The organism is Virgibacillus salarius (assembly GCF_039521925.1).
GTDB classification, from domain to species: domain Bacteria; phylum Bacillota; class Bacilli; order Bacillales; family Amphibacillaceae; genus Virgibacillus; species Virgibacillus salarius.
In genome coordinates this window covers 57,995-78,374 of sequence record NZ_BAAACY010000053.1, presented here as the reverse complement: position 1 = coordinate 78,374, position 20,380 = coordinate 57,995, and the positions used below count along the sequence as shown (strand labels likewise).

Here is a 20,380-nt window from a genome sequence, read left to right as displayed (position 1 = left end):
CATTACGTATTTTGTGGTATCCCAGTAATCATTTCCCACCAATCATGAAGTGTAGGTCTTTCTACTAACTTCATAAAGTTAACTTCGATTCCTTGCTGTCTCCATTCTTCAACTAAACTCATCATCCGAATCGAATCAAGTCCTATATCTAGTAGATTATCCCTATTGGCAATATCGTCAGGATGAATATCGAGCAAATTCGCTATTTGTATTTTCATATCTGAAAACGAAAACGCGTCATCCTGATTTAAATCTTGATGTGAGATAAGATCACGTAAAACAGCTTCTGTAGTTAGACAGTATCCACATCGAGTCGCAGCATATTGTAGGGCCATTTGATGATCTGCCTCTGAAAAATCAGCTACTGCATCAGCTACAAAAAAGGATTGAATATCTTCCATAAATGCATCCGTAGCAGTAACTAAACAACCAATATGTGCATAGACACCTGTAATGATAATTTGATCCTTATCGCTTTCTTGTAAAATACGTAATAAATCTGACTTTTTAAAAGCACTATAGCGCCATTTAGTTAGCACCGTATCCGATTCAACTGGAGTAAGCTCTTTAATAATCTGTGTTTCCTGTATACTTGCGCTTAATCCAGATCCCCAAAAATCTTGTAATAGTGCCCGATCAGCTGGAGCTTGATTGCCTGGCTGAGCTGTGTAGAATACTGGGATATTTAATTGTGTACAGCGTTGTTTAAGATCCTTAATATTGTTCACTAGTTCAGGCAAAGGAGATTGCTTAGAATCATAAGCATTAATAAAATATTGCTGCATATCATGTATAAGCAGAACCGCTCGTTTAGGATCAACCTTCCAGTCCACCTTATTATTTGGTAAATCCGAAGATTGCGGCATCGGATATGTCGTTATAGATGGAAGTCCCATCTTATCCACTTCCTTTCAAGTAATAATTATATTTTTAATTTTTGATCAATTTTTTGTCGTAGTGTTTTTTTATTGACCTTACCGAATGGAGTTTTGGGAAACGTTTCAACGATTTCTACACGATCAGGTATTTTATATGCTGCCAAACCCCTTTCCCTTAAAAATTGTTTGAACTCACCTGGGTGATCTGAAGCAGAATGGAGAATAATAAATGCACAAGATCGTTCACCAAGGAATTTATCCGGCATCGCAACAACGGCGACGTCAAATACATTTGAATGTGCCAGCAAATGATTCTCTACTTCCTCTGCTGCGATCTTTTCTCCTCCTCTATTAATTTGATCCTTATCACGGCCTTCTACGGTAATATAACCATGTTCATTTACACTAACTAAATCACCGGTTCGGTAAAAGCCATCACTGGTAAATGCTTTTCGATTATGTGCTGGCGCATTATAATAGCCACATATGGTATATGGACCACGGGTTAATAGTTCCCCTACTTCACCTGTGGCAACAAGGTTATCGTCTTCATCTACAATCTTTATTTCATCATATGGAGACATTGGTTTTCCCTGTGTGTGTATAATAATCTCATCCGGATCATCCAAACGAGTATAATTTACAAGACCTTCAGCCATTCCAAATACCTGTTGTAATTTACAGCCAAAAGAAGGTTGTATTCGCTGCGCTACTTCAGCACTAAATTTTGCTCCACCAACTTGAATAACCTGTAAGCTTGATAAATCATCCCTTCGATTTTTAATCGCTTCTAGCCATATCAATGCTATCGGTGGGACAAGCGCTGTAATCGTTACTTGCTCTTTCTGAATCAGCGGAAATGCTTCATCTGGACTTGATCCAGAAGCAAGAACTATCTTTCCTCCTGCATACAAAATTCCTAACACACCTGGAGAACTCATCGGGAAATTATGTGCGATTGGTAGCACAGCCAAATACACACTATTTTTAGTTATTTGACAAATTTGATTACTCACGCGCAATGAATACATATAGTCATCATGTGTACGCGGTATTAATTTGGACAGCCCTGTACTACCTCCTGACAACTGCAAGAACGCTATTTCACTTGCTTTAATTTCAGGTTCCTTAAAATCTGCTTGTAAATACAAATCAAAAAGCGACGTGTATTTATTTGCCTCACCATGAACGATGATATGTTCAAGTGAATTTACGCTTTTTTGTACCTCACTGGCTAACAATGTATAGTTAAATCCTCCATACGTGTCAGGAATAATATATGCTTTTGCTTCCGCAAATTCACAAAAATAGTGAATTTCGCTATATCGATGGGCTGGAAGCGCATATACAGGAATTGCGCCTAACCGAAACAACGCAAAAACGACATCAAAAAAGGCAATTTGATTAGGCAGTTGAACGACAACACGATCACCTTTTTGTATCCCTAATTTTTGGAAACCTACTGCTAGCTGATTCACTTTTTTATTAAACTCACTGTAAGACACTTCAACTTCTCCATCAGTCATGGCTATTCGATTCTCGTATTTTTTGGCATTTTCCGCCAATAGGTCTCCAAATGTTTTTCCTTCCCAGCATCCTTCCTCTCGATAATATGCAGCATATTCTTCTGGCCAAGTTGGACATCCATCTAGAACCATATTTAATCCCTCCTTCATTTTTCAGGACTTAAATGCCTAGTCCCTGCAGCATCGTGCCAAACTTAGCTGCCGTTTCTGCTAATTCATCTTCTGGCTTTGAACCAGTGACTATTCCAGCTCCAGCAAATAACTGAAGGTTTCGACCACAAATTTCAGCACAGCGAATGGTGACTATCCATTCTCCATCTCCTGCCTCATCACACCATCCTACCATTCCAGTAAAAAATCCACGATCAAATGGTTCAATTTCTTGAATCGTATTGCGAGCAGCTTCTGTGGGGAAACCGCAAATAGCTGGTGTTGGGTGTAGAGCCATTGCTAACTCAATGGAAGTCACGTGCGGATCTTTTAGAATACCGTTAATTTCCGTAGAAAGATGCCACATTGCTTCTGTCTTTATTATGGAAGGTGTTGTAGGTACATGTAATTCCAGACAATATTCCTGAAGCGATTTTTTTACTGCATCTACGACTACTGCATGTTCATGTAAATCTTTGGCGGATTCCAATAATTCTTTGGCTTGTTGCTCATCCTCCAACGGATCTTTACAGCGAGGTCGTGATCCCGCTAACGGATTCGCTACTATTTTTTGTCCTGTCTTAGATACAAGCAATTCTGGGCTTGCACCAATTAATGTTCGAGGCTCAGTATCTTTCTGCTCATTCAATGATACATCAACTGCAAATGTGTATCCCGTTTTATTTGAGTAAGCTAGATTTTTTAATAATTGATGTGTATCTATCCTTTCAGCAGAGGTAATATGTAATGATCTGGATAAAACAATTTTTTGTATGTGATCTGTGTCAATAGCCTTTAGCCCCTTACGTACACCTTCCATATATACCTCAGGATCAGGAACTGCCTTTATTTCAAAGGTAGAGCTTGAAGCTTTCCTCCACTCTACTTGCTTTTTCACTTCTAATGGAGCAGCAGTAGATATCTCTTTCGGAATCACCAGTTTCGGTGACTCGGAAAAATCAAACGGGATCGCTCCCATCACAATTGGTCTGGCATGACCAGTCAATTTTGCTTGATTCAACGACTGTTTCATTTGCTCTATTATTCCGTGGCTATTTAACATATGAACGTTTGCAAAAACTCCTTTACCCAAGATCATTTGCTTTGGCGATGCTAATAAAAAATCGCCCTTTTGATAATTTTGAAGTAAAGTTATCTGTTTACTTTGATTAGAAGCAGTAGTATTTATCAATTTATATCCTCCTTTGGATGAATTTTACAACCCTAATGTTGCTCCACCATCTACACATATATCTTCCATAGTAATATGACCAGCCATATCAGATATAAGAAATAAAATAGTGTTTGTTACATCAACGGGCTCTCCAATTTTTCTTAGCGGAATACCAAGTCGATATTCTTCTGCAGTACCATTTATCGATACTTGTTCTCCTGTGTCATTCTTCCACAGTTGTTTAAGCATCTCGGTGTTCGTTGATCCCGGCGAAACAATGTTGCAGCGGATATTATAATTGGCTAGTTCTAATCCTAAACATTTGACAAACATTGTAGTAGCTGCTTTTGAAGCTGCATATGCTGCCATCGACATTCTAGGCATTCGAGCAGCATTTGAACTAACTACGACAATTGCACCAGCTTGACGAGGGATCATTCGTCTTGTAATGGCTTGGACAATATGGAACACACCGCTAGTGTTGACTTCAAAGGTGGTATCCCAATTTGATTTAGGAAGCGAAACGACAGAATCTAAAAAAAGTACCCCAGCGGCATGAATGAGAATTTCAATTGGTCCTACTTCACGTTCAATCATGTCTATTGTTTCTGCGACCTTTTCATAATTACGAATATCCAGTGTAAAAGCTGTTATGTGATGGCCGTTTTGCTTTAGCTCACTTACAAATGCAAATAGTTTTTCTGTATTGTTATCCAGTGCAACTACATGAGCACCATTATCAGAAAGCCCTTCAACAATGGACTGACCCATGCCACCACAGGCACCGGTTACAACAGCAACCTTTCCAGTTATTCCTGTAAATTGCATGACTTCATTCCTTCCAATCTATTCTTGTACTAAATAGTTATCTAAATCATTCAATTGATAATGATTATCATTATCAATATTTAAGTTAAATGATAACTGTTCTCAATGATGAAATCAAGTAATAATTTGAACTTTTTACCAATTGGAAGTTTAGTACTGCTTCAAAAGAATTAGCGAATCCAAGTATCCTAACTAGCAGATAAGTCTTTTTCATTATGTACGCTAAAAATTATGCAGTAATATGAAAAACCGGAATATTATGATATATTAAATTTTCTTCCCTTATTTATACTTTTCTTTTCTGTAAAAGAACAAAAAGTGCAAACGCCCGAATAGAAACGTAGCGAATGGAGCGAGTCAACGGAAATAAAGGAAACAAAGTGAGCTTACGAGCCGATGATGACTTCTCCTACTCCTAGGGCAATTCGTGAAGTTGCCTAGGTTTCGGACGCGGCTCAACATGCGCCTATTTATCCACAGGCACAAATTTTATAGTTTCCTTCATTTCCTAGACTATTAAGAAAAACTGAGCAAAATTCGCTCAGTCCTTATCACTAAATGCTCAGATTTACGCTTTCTCTAGTAGCTATTATGGAATAATAGCTACTGCTTGCTTGACCACCACTCCGGCTGCCCACTTCCCTTTCCGTGGGGTTTGTCCTTTAGCTAACTTTTTTAGCAAAACCCGCTCAAAAAAGTGGATCTTCAGGTCAAACATTTCCCACAGGAGTTGAAGTGGCCGCCCTTCGCTATTATCAGGCTCTACAACGCTAGCATGAAGTAACACAGCTGCTTTTATACTCACGGATAGCGATTTTTACTTTACCCATTGTAAAAAAAAGTCAACCTATTACTTATAATAAGAATTGTTGCACCTTCTCATAGCGGAGACGAATTACGTAGACTCCTGCGGGATTAGCGCGAGCCGAAAATCCACTTTGCAACGTGTTCTTCTTTGCAAAGTTAGTTGAGGCCGTGCCCGGAAAGCGAAGTAATTCGTCGGAGCATTGCCAATATACATCAAACATTTCAAAATAACTACTTGGCTTAACGCAGTCATTGCACTGATTTTATACTTTCTTAACTTATAAAAAAGAGCTTGAATTTTTTCAAGCTCTTTACTAGATTATTGTCTTCTATTTTCGGAATTTATATGGACTTCTTTACTAACTTGTTTCATTCTTTCAATAATACGACCAGCTTTGACTTGCTCTACACCACTTTTCGTTTGAGCAAGGTGATCTTCCAGCTGCCCCATACTATAATTGGAAGTGAAAAAAACTGGGAGTCCTTCCATCATTCGATATTGTAGCAACGAACCGAGAATCTCATCTCGAAACCAGGAAGATTGCATTTCCGCGCCAATATCATCAAGCATTAAAACATCTGCTTTTTTGAAGTAATCCAATTTTTTATTAACGGTATCGTCTTTCATCGAGGATTTTATCTCGCGTACAAACTCTGGCATATAAATGAGTGTAGAGGAAATATGAAGTTCTTTTAATTTATTAGCCAATGCTCCTAAAAAATATGTTTTTCCTACTCCAAACGGGCCATAAAAGTAAATACCTTTTTCAGGTATTCCAGATTTTGCTTCTTCAACAAATTGCAACAAGTCTCGGACTGCCTTACTACGTTTTGGATCTGTATCGATATCATCAATAGCTGCTTCTAAGATTTGCTTAGGCATGTATAAGCTTTGCACTAACTTTTGTTGCTCTTGTTGTCTCTCATGATCTATACGAAGATGGCATTTTTCATAAGATAAATGTATCTCTTTTCCCTCTACATATAGATTTGGAGAATATCCCTGAAGCATATTTTTACATTCAGCGAAGCAAGTACAATTATCACACTGTTTTGATTGTGACTTGTATTCATATAGTTTCATTAAGTTTTTATCAATTTCAGACTGTGGTAATTGAGGATGCTGAGATAGAAATACCGATATTTCAGGGTCACTTAAAATTTCATGCTTAATTTTTGTATAGTTTTCTTGAAAATTATTATTTCCCCTCATCCACTTTTTTAGTGAAGATTGTACTGGCTTCATTTCAATCATCCTTAATCATGCTTATTTATTGTTACTAGAATATTGCCTTAGCAATTCCTCTAATTCACGCTGTTCCTTCGCTTCGTCGATTTCCTCTTCTTTGGTAGCAGTCGCCTGTAGTTGTTTTTTCTTTTGCTCTTTAAACCAGTCTGGAATAACCTCTTTTTTGTTTCTTACACCATAACTACTATTGGTTTTTTTAACTTTTTGGTAGCTATCTTTTTCTTTCTTTGCAAATGCCATAGCCTCTTTTGCAGTTTGTAAATTCGCTCTTGACCAATGACTGGCAATTTTTTCTACATATGCTTTAGATAATTTCATATTGGATTGCAGCAAAACGTAATGAATTAACACATTCATAACTGGTGATGGCAGACCTTGTGACGTCATAATATCACGAATCAATCGCAAATCTTGCTCTGAAGCATGGTTCCCGCTAGATAAATCTTCTAGCAATTGTCTAGGAGAAATGGTTTCTAATTGCTCAATTAATTGCTCCTCTTTAGTGAGTGGCTGTTTGGATTTTGAAGTAGCGTTTTTCATTTGACTTGTTTTAGCTGAAAGTCTTATATTATTCCCTCTATACTTTTGCTTAAATACATCGTGACACGCCGCTTTAAACTCTTCTGTGTTTAAACAATTTTCCTCCGTTAAAGCCCATAATACCGATTTTTCAATATCATGGGACTCTAAATTATACAGAAACATCATTTGCGAAATGAGTTTTCGATTTTGAGTAGTAAGTACTTTTCTTATAGGTATCATACGCTGTTTTAAAGCATGCTCCATCCACGAGAAATCTACATCCAGCATATCCAATTCAGCTTCTTCCACATCCATATTTTCTTGCTGGTACGATGGTGTTACCGTTTCAAAGACATCCTGGAACGTAGCTGTAATGTTTACACCAAAGGACTCGTTTGGTGATGGAGTGAAATGCTGCTTTAAAAATTGAAATTTATCATTACCTATATGATGATACAGCAGCTGTGAAAGCATTGGATCTTTAAAAAAATGCGCTGGTGAAAATAGCTGTTGTAATTCATACGTAAAAACATTATTCGATCCTTCCGATCTTTTAAATGTTTTTAACATTCCAATTGCTTCTAGTTTTAATCTGGCGCTATAGATCTCATCTAATGGTAAATTTAAATAATTCATCAATGTATGGTGTGTTTGGGGTTCTGATTTATTAAGCTGTAATTCGATTTCATGAAGAAGTGTTTGATATAATGTGACCGCTTGAATTCCAATTAACGGTTGGTACAAATGCGTTAGGGATTTAGCATAATCTACCGGTAGTGTTTCTTTAAGTACAACATAATATCCTTCAACAGGTAAAATCTTTCCTATCCTGTTCACCATTGCTCTAATCCTTTCATTTAAGCATATAATGTTTATTTATTCTCTGTATTAATTAAGTCTTTTAATTCATCAAGAAAAACGCTAATATCTTTAAATTGACGGTACACAGAAGCAAAACGAACATAAGCTACTTCATCCACTTTTGAAAGTCGATCCATAACCCTTTCGCCTACCTCTTTACTATCAATTTCTGATACTCCTTCATTACGCAGTTCTTTTTCTACCTCAACTGCAATTTCCTCTATTTTTTCTAGTGGAACCGGTCGTTTTTCACAAGCTCTGATTAAGCCTCGTATTAATTTCTCACGATTGAATTCTTGGCGCACTCCATCCTTCTTTACAACAATTAAGGGAACATCTTCAATTCGTTCAAATGTTGTAAATCGAAAGCCACACTGCTCACATTCCCTACGTCTACGGATGGATTGTCCTTCTTCAATTGGTCTCGAATCTAGTACCTTTGTGCTTTTGTTATGGCAATTTGAACACCTCATACCGTTCAACCCCACTCCTCATGTCTACCTATGCATGTCTTGTTTTGTAATGATTGGTAACTCTTTACTTATTTCGTTATAAAGTCGCTGTATTACCTTTGTACTATAGCCAAAATCAAATGGTAAAATCGATTCCGTAGTTACGGAAAAATCTATTGCAGTTTGATAGGGACGTACCATTATAATAGTTGCAATGATAAATGCCTTTTTTCCCTTTTTTATATTTACACTGATTTCACCATGTTCTTTCGATATTGAATGTAGTTGATACGTATCAGAACGTCTGAACATATCTTCTAGCGTACCCATTCCTTTATCTCTGGTTGTTTTATAATAATGTGTTTGGAGTGAGGTATCCCAATGGTTATCTCTAGTTTCAGCATGGTTGCTAAAAAATTTGGCCATCGTATTTCGTAACGACATTCTCAACACCCCAATTGCGTATATTTTTCATATGTATAGTATTACTATATTAACATGTTTTGCTTAAAACCTCTAACAGAAATAATTCGCTGTTAACTTCATAGTTTCAGAGAACAAAAGCCCAAGCTCTCGATTAGAAACGTAGTGACTGGAGCGAGGCAACGGAGATAAAGGTATTACGGTGAGCTTGCGAGCCGATGATAACTTAGATTAGGGTGATTCGTGGAGTCGCCTCGTTTCTGAAGCTGGACGTAGCTCAACACGCGCCTATTTATCCACACGACTAATTTTATAATTTCTTAGACAGTAAAAAAGGTCGATATTCTGCTGCAAGTTCCACAGACCATCGACCTTTTTGTACTTATTGAACTATTCATTAAGCCTTTTTACGACTTTCCTTTATATTAACAGAACCTAGCCCTCGTGGTATTTCAACTTTTTCAAAACGCTTTGCCTCAAGTGCATTTGCAATATACTGAGCCGCTATATTCGGATCGATAACCTCCCCGCATGTGTATACATCTATACTCGCATACCCATGTTCAGGAAAGCTATGAATCGTTAAATGCGATTCTGAAATAATGACTACACCGCTCACGCCATGTGGGGCAAATTTGTGAAAAGCAACCTCACGAATCTCAGCTCCTGCTTTTAAAGCAGCATCCACAAAAATTCGTTCGATTAAACGCATATCATTTAATTTATTAACATTGCACTGCCAAAGTTCCGCAATAACGTGCCTTCCCATTGTATCCATGTATTTATCCCCCTCATGGTATTGTTTCTTGAAGCCCTACTTTCTGCCACGGGGGAAAGTTAGTCCGATGAGGTCCTAACCCTTTAAGCAGAAAAACAAATTAATCAAGAATACAACGAAAAGTATAACCTGTTTCACAGACATTTGCAATATTTTTCACATTGCTTAGACAGTACATGTATATGCGCTAATGAACATTCCAGTTAGCTAATTTGCGCTTGTTTTTGATAAAGGTAACTTCCAACATACTTTGTTAAATCGATCACTCGTTTGGAGTAACCCCACTCATTATCATACCAAGCAAGAACCTTTACTTTATGATTATCCATTACCATCGTAGATAAACCATCAACAACTGCTGAAAAATCAGTTGTAGTATAATCAATTGAAACCAATGGTTCTTCACTATAGCTAACTATACCTTTAAAATCTGTTTCTTGAGCTTGTTTAAAAATATGATTAACCTCTTCAACCGAAATGGAATTCTTTACATCGACAACCAAATCAACTAGGGATACATTAGGTGTTGGTACACGTAATGCCATTCCATGTAATCTTCCGTTTAAGTGTGGGATTACTTCTCCTAGTGCCTTCGCAGCACCAGTAGACGTAGGAATAATAGATTGTGTGCAACCCCGAGCTCGTCTAAGATCCTTGTGCGGGTTATCTATATTCTTTTGATCATTTGTAAATGCATGCACTGTGGTCATTAATCCATTTTCAATTGAAAAATGGTCGTCAATTATTTTGACAATCGGTGCTAAACAGTTTGTTGTACATGATGCATTTGATATTACATCATCCTTTTCTGGATTATATACTCCTTCGTTTACTCCCATAACAATAGTTTGATCAACTTCCTTACCAGGTGCAGTAATCACTACTTTTTTCGCTCCAGCACGAATGTGCCCTCCTGCACTTTCTTTCGTTTTAAATTTTCCTGTTGCTTCAATAACAATATCGATATTTAACTCATCCCACGGTAAATTTTCAGGAACACGAGAATTTACAAGTTTAATTTTCTTATCACTAATCATAATTCCTTCATTAACCGCTTTCACTTCTTTATCAAAAATACCGTGAACACTATCGTATTTAATAAGATGCGCCAGTGTCTCTGCAGGATAACTTGCATTTATAGCAACAACTTCAAGTTGTTCATCCAAAATCGCTTGACGAAATACCATTCGTCCGATTCGTCCAAATCCATTTATAGCAACACGAGTTTTATTCATACAAAGTCCTCCCACTATAAGTTATACTTTTTCTCTTTATTTATTAATTAGTATAACACATTAGGAGGTATATGTGTGTTTTATTTTAGATTTATCCAGATATTTTAGTTTTCAAACAATTAACCAAAGGTATTAATGTGTTTGAGATTAAAAAAGAGCAAGAACAAACGTATGTAATATTGTGAAATTTAAATCAGTTGGGGTAAGCAATACCTCAACTGATTGTTAGTGGAACCAATCGGACATTTACTGGCAATCGATCCATATTGGGTTCACTTTATTGCTTAAAGTGGGGATCTTACTGCCAGTAAATACGAGATCCATTTATAAGCCAAACAACATAATACCGACCCTCGGAAGTTAGATTTTTCACTCTAACTTCACGGGGTCGGTATCAATCCGTTCGACTTTAGTTATGAAATGATGATTAGCTCCATTTAGTAATGGAAAATATCTAGACGACTCCTTGAGGGAAAAGGGCACGGTAAGATCTATACTGAATGAGAAGTATTTACCGCTACATTACTCAAGCACTCCTCTCATACTACACAAATCGGTTATAATTTTTTAGAAATGTAGGGTTTCTTTACAAGTTAACGAATTCCCCAAGTACGTAAGATTTCCTCCAGTTGTTCATAAGAAGCATGTTTTGTTCCATTGTTATCAATAACAGCATCTGCCATAGCAGCTTTTTCTTTAACAGGTATTTGTGAAGCGATCCGCTGCTTGGCTTCTTTCTCAGAATAACCATTTCGCTTCATCAGTCTTTCGATTTGCACATGCTCATCAACATAGACAACAATTGTTTTATCAACTAGATAGGCTAGTTTGCTTTCAAATAGTAGTGGAATATCTAGAACGACACACGCTGCTCCCGCTTTTACATAACCTTCTTTTCGCATTAGCATTTTTTCTCTTACGGCCGGATGAACGATATCGTTTAATTGCTTTCGCTTCGCTTCATCTGCAAAAATAATTTCGCCTAATTTTTCACGATTGAGCGTTTTATCCTCTCGTAATACCTGTTTGCCAAAGGCTTCAATGATTTGATCGTAAGCTATCTCTCCCGGATTAACCACTTCTCTTGAGATTTTGTCGGCGTCGACAACTGGTATGTTATGATCGTCAAACATAAGGGATACGGTACTTTTACCACTAGCAATACTTCCGGTTAATCCAATAATTAGTGCCATGTCCTCACCTCTTTAGTAGTTGGCAGGTTGTACAGATATGAGTGCCTCGTCCACCTATCTTCATTTTAATAATTTGTTTACCACATTTTTTACATGCCTTATCCTCTTGTCCATAAACGAATAACTCTTGTTGAAACATCCCCATTTCTCCTTGACCATTTACATAAGAACGTATCGTTGTCCCACCCTGTTTTACTGCTTCCTGAATGGTTACAATTGCCTGTTTGCGAACTTCTGTAATTTCTTTATGCGTTAGCTTATTAGCTTGCCGCAATGGGTGAACTCCTGCACGAAATAATGTTTCATCAACATAAATATTTCCCAATCCAGCGACAATTCCCTGATCAAGTAAGGCCGATTTAATAACTCGTTCTGTTTTTTTTAATTTATTTATAAAGTAATCCGTTGTAAATGCAGGATCAAAAGGATCTGGCCCTAATAAGTTTAATGGTTTACTTTTCATTTCTTCCCCTTTTTTGAAAAGGTGCATTGTTCCAAACTTACGAACATCATTATACCGAAGCTCTTCCCCATTCGTAAAAGAAAAAATAATATGGGTATGTTTCTTTAGTGGTTCAGACGACTTCGTAACACGATATTTACCTTCCATCCGTAAATGTGAAACTAATACGTAATCATCTAATTGGAATAATAGAAACTTTCCTTTCCGCAAAATATCATGTATTGTCTGTCCAACAAGTTCCATTTTAAATTGTTCCAAGTCATCAGGCCGTTTTATTATTTTTCCCCAATGAACATCAACATGATCGATTGTTTTATTTAAAACGAACTGTTTTAACGTTTTTCTAATCGTTTCAACTTCTGGTAATTCAGGCATCTTATTATCTCCTTATTTTGCATCAAACCAGCTATCACCAAAGGCATAATCAACCTTTAATGGAACCATTAATTCTACAGTGTTTTCCATCATAGCTGGGACTATTTCTTTTAGTTTTTCTATTTCTGATTTTGGTGCTTCTAAAATGAGTTCATCATGAACTTGAAGCAGCATACGTGCCTGTAGTTTTTCATCTTTTAGCTTTCCATGCAGGTCGATCATCGCTTTTTTTATAATATCAGCAGCACTTCCTTGAATCGGCGTATTCATGGCAGTCCTTTCGGCAAAGCTCCGCAAATTAAAATTCCTACTTGTGATTTCTGGTAAATACCTTCTCCGATTCATCAATGTACTTACGAAGCCTTTGTGCTTCGCTTCTTGTACGATTTCATCCATATATGTTTTAACACCCGGATAGCTCTCGAAGTATCGCTCAATGAATTGCTTAGCTTCCTTCCTTGTAATTCCAAGGTTTTGAGAGAGTCCATAATCACTAATTCCATAAACAATACCAAAGTTTACAGCTTTTGCTTGACGGCGCATATTAGCAGTTACTTCGTCTTTATCAACATGGAATACATCCATCGCTGTTTGTGTGTGGATATCTGAGTCATTTTTAAAAGCAGCAATCAATTTTTCATCTTTAGCAATATGTGCTAATACCCGTAATTCTATCTGTGAGTAATCAGCTGCAAACATAACCCAATCCTCATTTGCAGGTATAAATGCATGACGTATTTTTCTACCTTCCTCTAAACGAATAGGTATGTTTTGCAGATTTGGATCAATGGAGCTTAACCTGCCAGTTTGCGTTAACGCCTGGTTAAATCGGGTATGGATTTTATTAGACTGTTTATTTACTACTTTTAATAAACCTTCAATATACGTAGATTGTAACTTTCCAAGCTGACGATATAACAACAGCTTTGGAATTATTTCGTGCTCACCTTGCAGCTGCTCTAAAACATCAGCAGCAGTAGAATAACCTGTCTTCGTTTTTTTTATAACAGGAAGCTTTAGCTTTTCAAATAGGATAGGGCCTAGCTGTTTGGGAGAATTTAAATTAAATGACTCGCCTGCCAATTCATGCACTTCTCGCTCAAGATCCGCTAATCGCTCTTTTAAATCAGTACGCATTTCTTCCAAACGATCCGCGTCCACTAAAACTCCGGTATGCTCCATTTCTCCTAAAATTAATGCTAATGGCATCTCAAGCTCTTTAAACAGCTCATATTGTTCGTTATCTTTTAGTTGTTGTTGCATCGTATCTCTTAAGCTAAACAATATGTTGGCTTTTCGAGCTACATGCTCCGCTAAAATATCCAATTCCGGTACCTTTTGTTTAGCACCCTTACCATACACTTCTTCATCAAATAGACAATCAGCCTGTCCCAGTCGGTTCGCTATCGCGGGAATATCGTGATTATTCTCAGATGGATTCAGTAAATACGATGCTAGTAGCATATCAAAGATTATGCCTTTTGTATGAATGTCATACCTCAGCAAAGAAACCAGTGTTTTTTTCGCATCAAATACGACCTTATGTTTACTCGCATCCTCCAACCAATTTTTAAATGCTTCAGAATTCAAGGCATTTTCAGTGGATATAAAGTAGGCATTGTCCTTATTGACTATACCAAACCCTTCAATTGCTGACTGATGGTAGTTTTCTCCTAGCATCTCTATAATCAATGCCTCTTCACCTGTAAACGTATCATTAGTAACGTTTGATAGAATAGTGTAATCTATTTCTTTCTTTGGAACATGATTACTTCCTACTTCTACTTCTCCTCCGTCAATTCGATTTAGTAGGGATTGAAAGCCTAGTTGCTTAAAAATATTAGTTACATTGTTTTGCTGATAGCCTTTGTAAGGAATATCATCTGTAGAAATAGTTATAGGCGAATCTTGATTTATTGTTACTAGCTCTTTACTCATAAATGCGTCATCTTTATGCGTAATGAGCTTTTCTTTTAATTTTTTACCACCAATATCATCAATATTTTCGTAGACTTGTTCTAAGGTATGAAATTGTTTTAAAAGTTTTACTGCAGTCTTTTCTCCAACACCAGGAACACCGGGTATATTATCCGATTTATCACCCATTAATGCCTTTAAATCGATAATCTGATCTTGGGTGATTTCCATTTTCTCTTTTAAAAATTGAGGTGTATATCGTTCAACATCACTAATTCCCTTTTTCGTCAAACTAACAGTAACCTTGTCGGAAACAAGCTGTAACAAATCCTTATCACCAGAAATGACCGTTACATTCCATTCATCTGGTGTTACAAGCTTCGATAACGTTCCGATGATGTCATCCGCTTCATAATTCTCCAGTTGGTAATGGGCAATTTCAAATGCGTCCAATACTTCCTTAAGTAATGGAAATTGTTCCGATAACTCCGGTGGTGTTTTTTGGCGTCCCCCTTTATATTCTTTATATGTAGCATGTCTAAAGGTTGTTTTACCTGCATCAAATGCTACTAACATATGTGTTGGCTTTTCTTCTTCTAGTATTCTTAACAGCATTGTGGTAAACCCATATACAGCGTTCGTGTAAACACCTTTATCATTATTTAATAATGGCAACGCAAAGAATGCTCGATAGATAATACTGTTCCCGTCAATTAAAACCAGTTTATTGCCCATCTTCTCGCCTCCGTTAATTTCTTCATTAACCATATTTTATCATCCTAGCTTCATAAAGTGAAACGACATTCTCTATGTAAGCATATAACAGAAAAGATTACTGCCTTCCTTATCATTTTGTTCTTTCTTACTATGATGTGACTTCTTTCTAAACAGCTGCTAAAAAAGAAGAAGATGGGACAAAACAAAACTTCATTACTCAAATACGAATAATCATGTTATCAATGGGAGCATCACCGACGCATCATGAAAATATACTCGCTTTCCGCAGGAACGGCCTTAGCTAACTTGGTAAAGAAAAACACGTTACCAAGTGGAGCTTCGAACTCGTGCTGTTCCTGCTAGATAAGGAAGGCTTCGGCAGCGATACATCGGCGCAGAAAAACGTTCTTCTTTTGAAGGAGCATTGCATTTTCAGGTGCTTCATTAATTATTCTAAGAACAAAAGCGCAAGCACCCGATTAGAAACGTAGCGAATGATGCGAGTCAACGGAGATAAAAGAATCACGGTGTGCTTGCGAGCCGAATTAGATTAGGGCGATTCGTGAAGTCGCCTTGTTTCTGGGTGCTGGAGCTGGGCGCGGCTCAACACGCCCCTATTTATCCACATCGGCACATTTTATACTTTCCTATACCACCAAAAAACGAACGATAATTAGTTTTAACTAATTATCATTCGTTTTTTATTGTTTATTCATTACTTTTGTCGTATGCTGTTAGTCATCTATTCTCACCTTTGGTAAATACACAGTTACAGCTGTCCCTTGCCCAGGTTCGCTTTCTATTTGTATGTCTCCGTCATGAACCTCAACAATATGTTTAACGATGGCGAGGCCAAGCCCTGTACCACCTGTATTTCTACTCCGTGCTTTATCTACCCGGTAAAAACGCTCGAAGATACGAGGAAGTGCATCTTTTTCAATCCCAATTCCAGAATCTTTCACTTGAATACTAACGGTGTCATCACTTCGCTTTACTTCCAAGTTAACTCTACCTTTTTCGGGGGTATAATTAATAGCATTATCTAATAAGTTAATCATAATTTGTTTTATTTTTTCCATATCTGCAGTTAATTCTAACCCCTCTTCTACATCAACAGAAAATGATAGGTCCTTTTTTTTCATCTTATGTTCTACAATTAGCTTAACTTCTCGAACGAGCTCCTTCACATTAAATGTCGTTAAAACCAATTGAAAATTTTCTTTCTCCAGCCTCGAAAGTATTAGTAAATCTTCTATTAACAGCTGGAGGCGATGACTTTCTTTATAAATAATTTCTAGAAATTCCTTGTTATCTTCTGAATGTGGCATGGAGTTATCCAAAAGCGTTTCAGCGAATCCTTTAATAGAAGTAATCGGCGTTTTTAACTCATGGGATACGTTTGCTACAAAATCCTTACGCATTAATTCAAGCTTCTTCATTTCTGTAATATCGTATAAAACTAACACAGCTCCTTTTAGCATATTTCGATCATTAAAAATAGGAGCACCAACGATTTCAATATAAAACTTATCAATTCCTTTAAAATGCGTGAATTCCTCTTTTACATTTCGTTCGTATAAGAAGGTTTTTTGAACTGTTTCATGGATAATTTCATTGTCCAACACATCATAATATAAATAACCTTGATAATCCTTTGCGGTTAATCCGAATAACGAAATAAATTTACCGTTAACGAAATGGATGTAGCCTTTTGAATCAATTAAAACGAGCCCACTTTGTGTATTTTCTATAATCGTAGACAGCTGTTCAGACTGCATTTGTTCTTGAATAGATAATTCGCTTAAGTTCCGCGCTAACGAATTGATCTTATTACTTAACATACCAATACTGTCTCCACTTGGGTGATGAAATCTAGCACGGTAATTACCTTTAACAATCTCATCCACAGTCTTCGTTGCTTTTTTAATTGGTTTTATAAATCTTTCATGAAAATGAAGTAAAAACAGTAATAATATTATAAATTGAATGAATAACACTGCAGTTAGCGTAACATAGTTTCCTAGTAATACGCTTAATAAAATTCCTGTTATCGCAACAACCATAAAGATTCCGATAACATAACCAAAAATTGGCTTCCTAAATAAAAATTGCATTAACTAGGGTCCTCCATTTTATACCCCAGACCCCTTACCGTTTTAATATAAACAGGTTTTTTAGAATCTGGTTCTATTTTATCGCGAAGATGAGAAACATGAACATCCACAATTCGCGTATCACCAACAAAATCATAATCCCAAACACCGCTAAGCAGTTGATCTCTAGAGATGACTTTCCCTTTATTTTTCGCCAGATAGTAAAGGAGTTCAAACTCCTTTCGCGTAAATGTAATTACTTTATCATTCATTTCTGCCTCGTATCTCTCAGGATAGACCGTCAAATCTCCAATTTGTATATAAGAAAAATTTGATTTCTCTACTTTATTCGATCTTCTTAATATCGCTTTTATTCGTGCTATTACTTCCTTCGGACTAAAAGGCTTTGTTAAGTAATCATCAGCGCCAAGCTCAAGTCCGAGCACCTTATCAAACTCTTCATCCTTTGCAGTTAACATTAAGATTGGTGTATCTATTTTATTGTTACGCAAATACCTACAAACTTCCATTCCATCCATTTCAGGAAGCATAAGGTCTAGAACAATTAAATCATAATCATTTCCTTCAGCTTTCTTTACGGCCTCTGCTCCATCATAGGCAACATCGGTAATAAAGCCTGCTTTTTCAATATTAAAGTTTAGTAATGTAACAATCGACTTTTCATCATCGACAATTAAGATTTTCTCGTTCATGTACAGTCCCCGTTTCTGTTCGCAAGTAGAATATTTGGTACACCTTTCATCTTACAATGAATAGTAGTTAATGTGAACAAGTTAGGAGTTTGTAAATTATTTTTTACAAAATCAAAAAGAAATACTACCCCTCTTTAGAATAGTATTTCCTAACATTAGAAATTATTAAAAAAAGTTTTCTAATGATTTTGCAGTCAATGAATTAGGTTTACAAGCTGGACTTACATACAGCTTACCGCGAACGACAATCTCATTTTCATGATTCGTTCCAGTCACACTCATAGCAACTTGCTTGTTCTGGTAATCGATTGCAATTACTTCTAACGTAAAAGCTACTGTTGTACTATGGTACACTGGAGCAGGAAAAGTCATTTCATGTTGTGTAATGTGGCTACCAGGTCCCGGAAGAGACATAGATACTAATGATGAGACCATGCCAAATAACATAACAGATGGTACAATCGGCTTTTCATAAGCAGTTAATGATGCATAATCATGTTGAAGATACAAAGGGTTTGCATCACCTGTTAAACCTAAATATAATAATAAGTCCCTATCATCCATTTTTTTCGTTTCTGAGTAAGTATCTCCCACTTGAATTTCATTTAATTCTTTTCCTAATGGTCGTTTCTTACCTAGCATAACTACACCCCCCATAATGTAAGCGCTTTCTATTATAACAAAAACTCAGCTATATTACCACTTTTTACAGATAAAACGAGCGAAGAGCCATTAAGAAACATAGCTAAACAGAGTAATATCTAAAGCCGAAATAATCCTTATTCAATCATCGCATCGCAAACGGAAGTATGGGGCAGCGGGGTCTAGCTACGTGACTAAGCAAAATTATTGTAGTTGCATAAACCTGCAAATTCGTGCTGTTTTCCGCAATTCGTAGGTCGGCTCGGCTTTGATTAACGGACCATTGTATCCATGCTTTGGCAGTAATCATCACTATGTCGAAAAAGGGGAATAATAAAACACCCTCCAAGTGTCAGATTGTATTTTTTAATCTGTCTACTTAGAGGGAGCATTCAGTATAACTTTGTATCCTAAGATTGTGCTCTTTATATATACAATAATTAATCTAATATGTTTAAAACATTTTTAACAGAGTCAGCTGATTTATCTAAAGCTGCTTTCTCTTCATCTGTTAAGTCTAACTCAATGATCTCTTCAATTCCTTTTCCGCCTAGCACAGTAGGAACCCCTAGGTAAATATCAGAATAGCCGTATTCACCTTCTAAATATGCAATTGCTGGAAGAACGCGACGCTGATCCTTCAGAATAGCCTCGGCCATAACTGTTAATGATGCAGCAGGAGCATAATAGGCACTTCCATTCCCTAATAGACTGACAATTTCTCCCCCGCCTTTACGTGTACGTTCCACAATTGCATCTAAGCGATCCTTCGAAATTAGCTTTTCTAATGGAATTCCACCTGCATAGGAATAACGAATTAATGGCACCATGTCATCACCGTGTCCACCTAACACAAATCCAGTAACATCTTTAACCGATAAATTAAGTTCTTGGGCAACAAATGTACGGAACCTTGCTGTATCAAGTACACCAGACTGACCAATAACACGTTCTTTTGGAAGACCAGATTCTTTAAAAATTGTATAAGTCATGGCATCAACAGGATTTGTTAACACTACAATATACGTTTCAGGCGAATAGTTAACAACTTCTTTTGCAACGGATTTCATGATTTTAGCATTTGTATTAACTAAATCATCACGGCTCATACCTGGTTTTCTAGCAATTCCAGCTGTAATGATTATCAGGTCAGAGTCTTTTGTATCTTCATAATTTGATGTTCCACTAATGGAAGCATCAAAGCCCTGTACAGGACTAGCTTCTAGCATATCAAGGGCTTTTCCTTTTGTTGGGTCTTCCATGTTTGGAATATCAACAAGGACTATATCTCCTAGTTCTTTTTGAGCTAGCATTAAAGCAGTAGTTGCCCCTGTAAAGCCTGAGCCAATTACAGATATCTTACTTCTCTTTATAGCCATTTAAA

Annotated in this window: 18 protein-coding genes; all 18 read right to left on the bottom strand. The window is 36.8% G+C overall.

Annotation, left to right across the window (positions count from 1 at the left end; all coding sequences use genetic code 11):
* Positions 1 to 2 precede the first annotated feature (2 nt).
* Positions 3 to 896, bottom strand: coding sequence for an isochorismatase (locus ABDZ84_RS07650; RefSeq protein ID WP_343780787.1), 894 nt, complete (start codon positions 894 to 896; stop codon positions 3 to 5).
* Between the two features lie 26 nt (positions 897 to 922).
* A complete protein-coding gene (locus ABDZ84_RS07645; protein WP_321134338.1) occupies positions 923 to 2,536 on the bottom strand; it encodes a (2,3-dihydroxybenzoyl)adenylate synthase in 1,614 nt (537 codons plus the stop codon).
* Between the two features lie 28 nt (positions 2,537 to 2,564).
* Positions 2,565 to 3,746, bottom strand: a complete 1,182-nt coding sequence (gene dhbC / locus ABDZ84_RS07640) for an isochorismate synthase DhbC (RefSeq protein WP_166530794.1) — start codon at positions 3,744 to 3,746, stop codon at positions 2,565 to 2,567.
* A 24-nt stretch (positions 3,747 to 3,770) separates the two neighbouring features.
* A complete protein-coding gene (locus ABDZ84_RS07635) occupies positions 3,771 to 4,556 on the bottom strand; it encodes a 2,3-dihydro-2,3-dihydroxybenzoate dehydrogenase (RefSeq protein WP_121605469.1) in 786 nt (261 codons plus the stop codon).
* 589 nt (positions 4,557 to 5,145) lie between these two features.
* Positions 5,146 to 5,361, bottom strand: a complete 216-nt coding sequence (locus ABDZ84_RS07630; protein ID WP_343780780.1) for a hypothetical protein — start codon at positions 5,359 to 5,361, stop codon at positions 5,146 to 5,148.
* A gap of 321 nt (positions 5,362 to 5,682) precedes the next feature.
* The gene (gene dnaI / locus ABDZ84_RS07625; RefSeq protein WP_026681405.1) at positions 5,683 to 6,609 is read right to left on the bottom strand and encodes a primosomal protein DnaI; all 927 of its coding nucleotides are present in this window, start codon (positions 6,607 to 6,609) and stop codon (positions 5,683 to 5,685) included.
* A gap of 21 nt (positions 6,610 to 6,630) precedes the next feature.
* A complete protein-coding gene (locus tag ABDZ84_RS07620; RefSeq protein ID WP_034679101.1) occupies positions 6,631 to 7,974 on the bottom strand; it encodes a replication initiation and membrane attachment family protein in 1,344 nt (447 codons plus the stop codon).
* Positions 7,975 to 8,006: 32 nt separating this feature from the next.
* Complete coding sequence (gene nrdR / locus ABDZ84_RS07615; protein ID WP_026681407.1) at positions 8,007 to 8,468, bottom strand: transcriptional regulator NrdR; 462 nt, start codon at positions 8,466 to 8,468, stop codon at positions 8,007 to 8,009.
* Between the two features lie 24 nt (positions 8,469 to 8,492).
* Positions 8,493 to 8,891 (bottom strand): hypothetical protein, encoded by a 399-nt coding sequence (locus ABDZ84_RS07610; protein WP_026681408.1) that lies wholly within the window; start codon positions 8,889 to 8,891, stop codon positions 8,493 to 8,495.
* Between the two features lie 376 nt (positions 8,892 to 9,267).
* Positions 9,268 to 9,648 carry an adenosylmethionine decarboxylase gene (gene speD, locus ABDZ84_RS07605; protein WP_026681409.1) on the bottom strand — a complete coding sequence of 127 codons (381 nt, stop codon included), beginning with the start codon at positions 9,646 to 9,648 and terminating at the stop codon, positions 9,268 to 9,270.
* A 203-nt stretch (positions 9,649 to 9,851) separates the two neighbouring features.
* Entirely contained in the window at positions 9,852 to 10,883 is a 1,032-nt protein-coding gene (locus ABDZ84_RS07600; RefSeq protein ID WP_026681410.1) for a glyceraldehyde-3-phosphate dehydrogenase, read from the bottom strand.
* Positions 10,884 to 11,476: 593 nt separating this feature from the next.
* Positions 11,477 to 12,076, bottom strand: a complete 600-nt coding sequence (coaE, locus tag ABDZ84_RS07595; RefSeq protein WP_166530171.1) for a dephospho-CoA kinase — start codon at positions 12,074 to 12,076, stop codon at positions 11,477 to 11,479.
* 4 nt (positions 12,077 to 12,080) lie between these two features.
* Positions 12,081 to 12,914 carry a DNA-formamidopyrimidine glycosylase gene (gene mutM, locus ABDZ84_RS07590; protein WP_166530172.1) on the bottom strand — a complete coding sequence of 278 codons (834 nt, stop codon included), beginning with the start codon at positions 12,912 to 12,914 and terminating at the stop codon, positions 12,081 to 12,083.
* 12 nt (positions 12,915 to 12,926) lie between these two features.
* On the bottom strand, positions 12,927 to 15,566 hold the full coding sequence (polA, locus tag ABDZ84_RS07585) for a DNA polymerase I (RefSeq protein WP_166530179.1): 2,640 nt from the start codon (positions 15,564 to 15,566) through the stop codon (positions 12,927 to 12,929).
* Between the two features lie 716 nt (positions 15,567 to 16,282).
* Positions 16,283 to 17,662, bottom strand: coding sequence for a two-component system histidine kinase PnpS (gene pnpS / locus ABDZ84_RS07580; RefSeq protein ID WP_121605474.1), 1,380 nt, complete (start codon positions 17,660 to 17,662; stop codon positions 16,283 to 16,285).
* The gene (locus tag ABDZ84_RS07575) at positions 17,662 to 18,354 is read right to left on the bottom strand and encodes a response regulator transcription factor (protein WP_166530173.1); all 693 of its coding nucleotides are present in this window, start codon (positions 18,352 to 18,354) and stop codon (positions 17,662 to 17,664) included. The genes pnpS and ABDZ84_RS07575 overlap by 1 nt, the downstream gene beginning before the upstream one ends.
* A 165-nt stretch (positions 18,355 to 18,519) precedes the next feature.
* Positions 18,520 to 18,996, bottom strand: a complete 477-nt coding sequence (locus ABDZ84_RS07570) for a MaoC/PaaZ C-terminal domain-containing protein (protein WP_121605475.1) — start codon at positions 18,994 to 18,996, stop codon at positions 18,520 to 18,522.
* A 440-nt stretch (positions 18,997 to 19,436) separates the two neighbouring features.
* Positions 19,437 to 20,375 carry a malate dehydrogenase gene (gene mdh, locus ABDZ84_RS07565; protein WP_121605476.1) on the bottom strand — a complete coding sequence of 313 codons (939 nt, stop codon included), beginning with the start codon at positions 20,373 to 20,375 and terminating at the stop codon, positions 19,437 to 19,439.
* Positions 20,376 to 20,380: the final 5 nt, after the last annotated feature.

Excerpts from the sequence above, each read along its gene's own strand:
- ABDZ84_RS07650 (WP_343780787.1), bottom strand. The coding sequence starts at position 896 with ATGGGACTTCCATCTATAACGACATATCCGATGCCGCAATCTTCGGAT.
- ABDZ84_RS07645 (WP_321134338.1), bottom strand. The coding sequence starts at position 2,536 with ATGGTTCTAGATGGATGTCCAACTTGGCCAGAAGAATATGCTGCATAT.
- ABDZ84_RS07635 (WP_121605469.1), bottom strand. The coding sequence starts at position 4,556 with ATGCAATTTACAGGAATAACTGGAAAGGTTGCTGTTGTAACCGGTGCC.
- dnaI (WP_026681405.1), bottom strand. The coding sequence starts at position 6,609 with ATGAAGCCAGTACAATCTTCACTAAAAAAGTGGATGAGGGGAAATAAT.
- ABDZ84_RS07620 (WP_034679101.1), bottom strand. The coding sequence starts at position 7,974 with ATGGTGAACAGGATAGGAAAGATTTTACCTGTTGAAGGATATTATGTT.
- nrdR (WP_026681407.1), bottom strand. The coding sequence starts at position 8,468 with ATGAGGTGTTCAAATTGCCATAACAAAAGCACAAAGGTACTAGATTCG.
- ABDZ84_RS07610 (WP_026681408.1), bottom strand. The coding sequence starts at position 8,891 with ATGTCGTTACGAAATACGATGGCCAAATTTTTTAGCAACCATGCTGAA.
- speD (WP_026681409.1), bottom strand. The coding sequence starts at position 9,648 with ATGGATACAATGGGAAGGCACGTTATTGCGGAACTTTGGCAGTGCAAT.
- ABDZ84_RS07600 (WP_026681410.1), bottom strand. The coding sequence starts at position 10,883 with ATGAATAAAACTCGTGTTGCTATAAATGGATTTGGACGAATCGGACGA.
- coaE (WP_166530171.1), bottom strand. The coding sequence starts at position 12,076 with ATGGCACTAATTATTGGATTAACCGGAAGTATTGCTAGTGGTAAAAGT.
- mutM (WP_166530172.1), bottom strand. The coding sequence starts at position 12,914 with ATGCCTGAATTACCAGAAGTTGAAACGATTAGAAAAACGTTAAAACAG.
- polA (WP_166530179.1), bottom strand. The coding sequence starts at position 15,566 with ATGGGCAATAAACTGGTTTTAATTGACGGGAACAGTATTATCTATCGA.
- pnpS (WP_121605474.1), bottom strand. The coding sequence starts at position 17,662 with ATGCAATTTTTATTTAGGAAGCCAATTTTTGGTTATGTTATCGGAATC.
- ABDZ84_RS07575 (WP_166530173.1), bottom strand. The coding sequence starts at position 18,354 with ATGAACGAGAAAATCTTAATTGTCGATGATGAAAAGTCGATTGTTACA.
- ABDZ84_RS07570 (WP_121605475.1), bottom strand. The coding sequence starts at position 18,996 with ATGCTAGGTAAGAAACGACCATTAGGAAAAGAATTAAATGAAATTCAA.
- mdh (WP_121605476.1), bottom strand. The coding sequence starts at position 20,375 with ATGGCTATAAAGAGAAGTAAGATATCTGTAATTGGCTCAGGCTTTACA.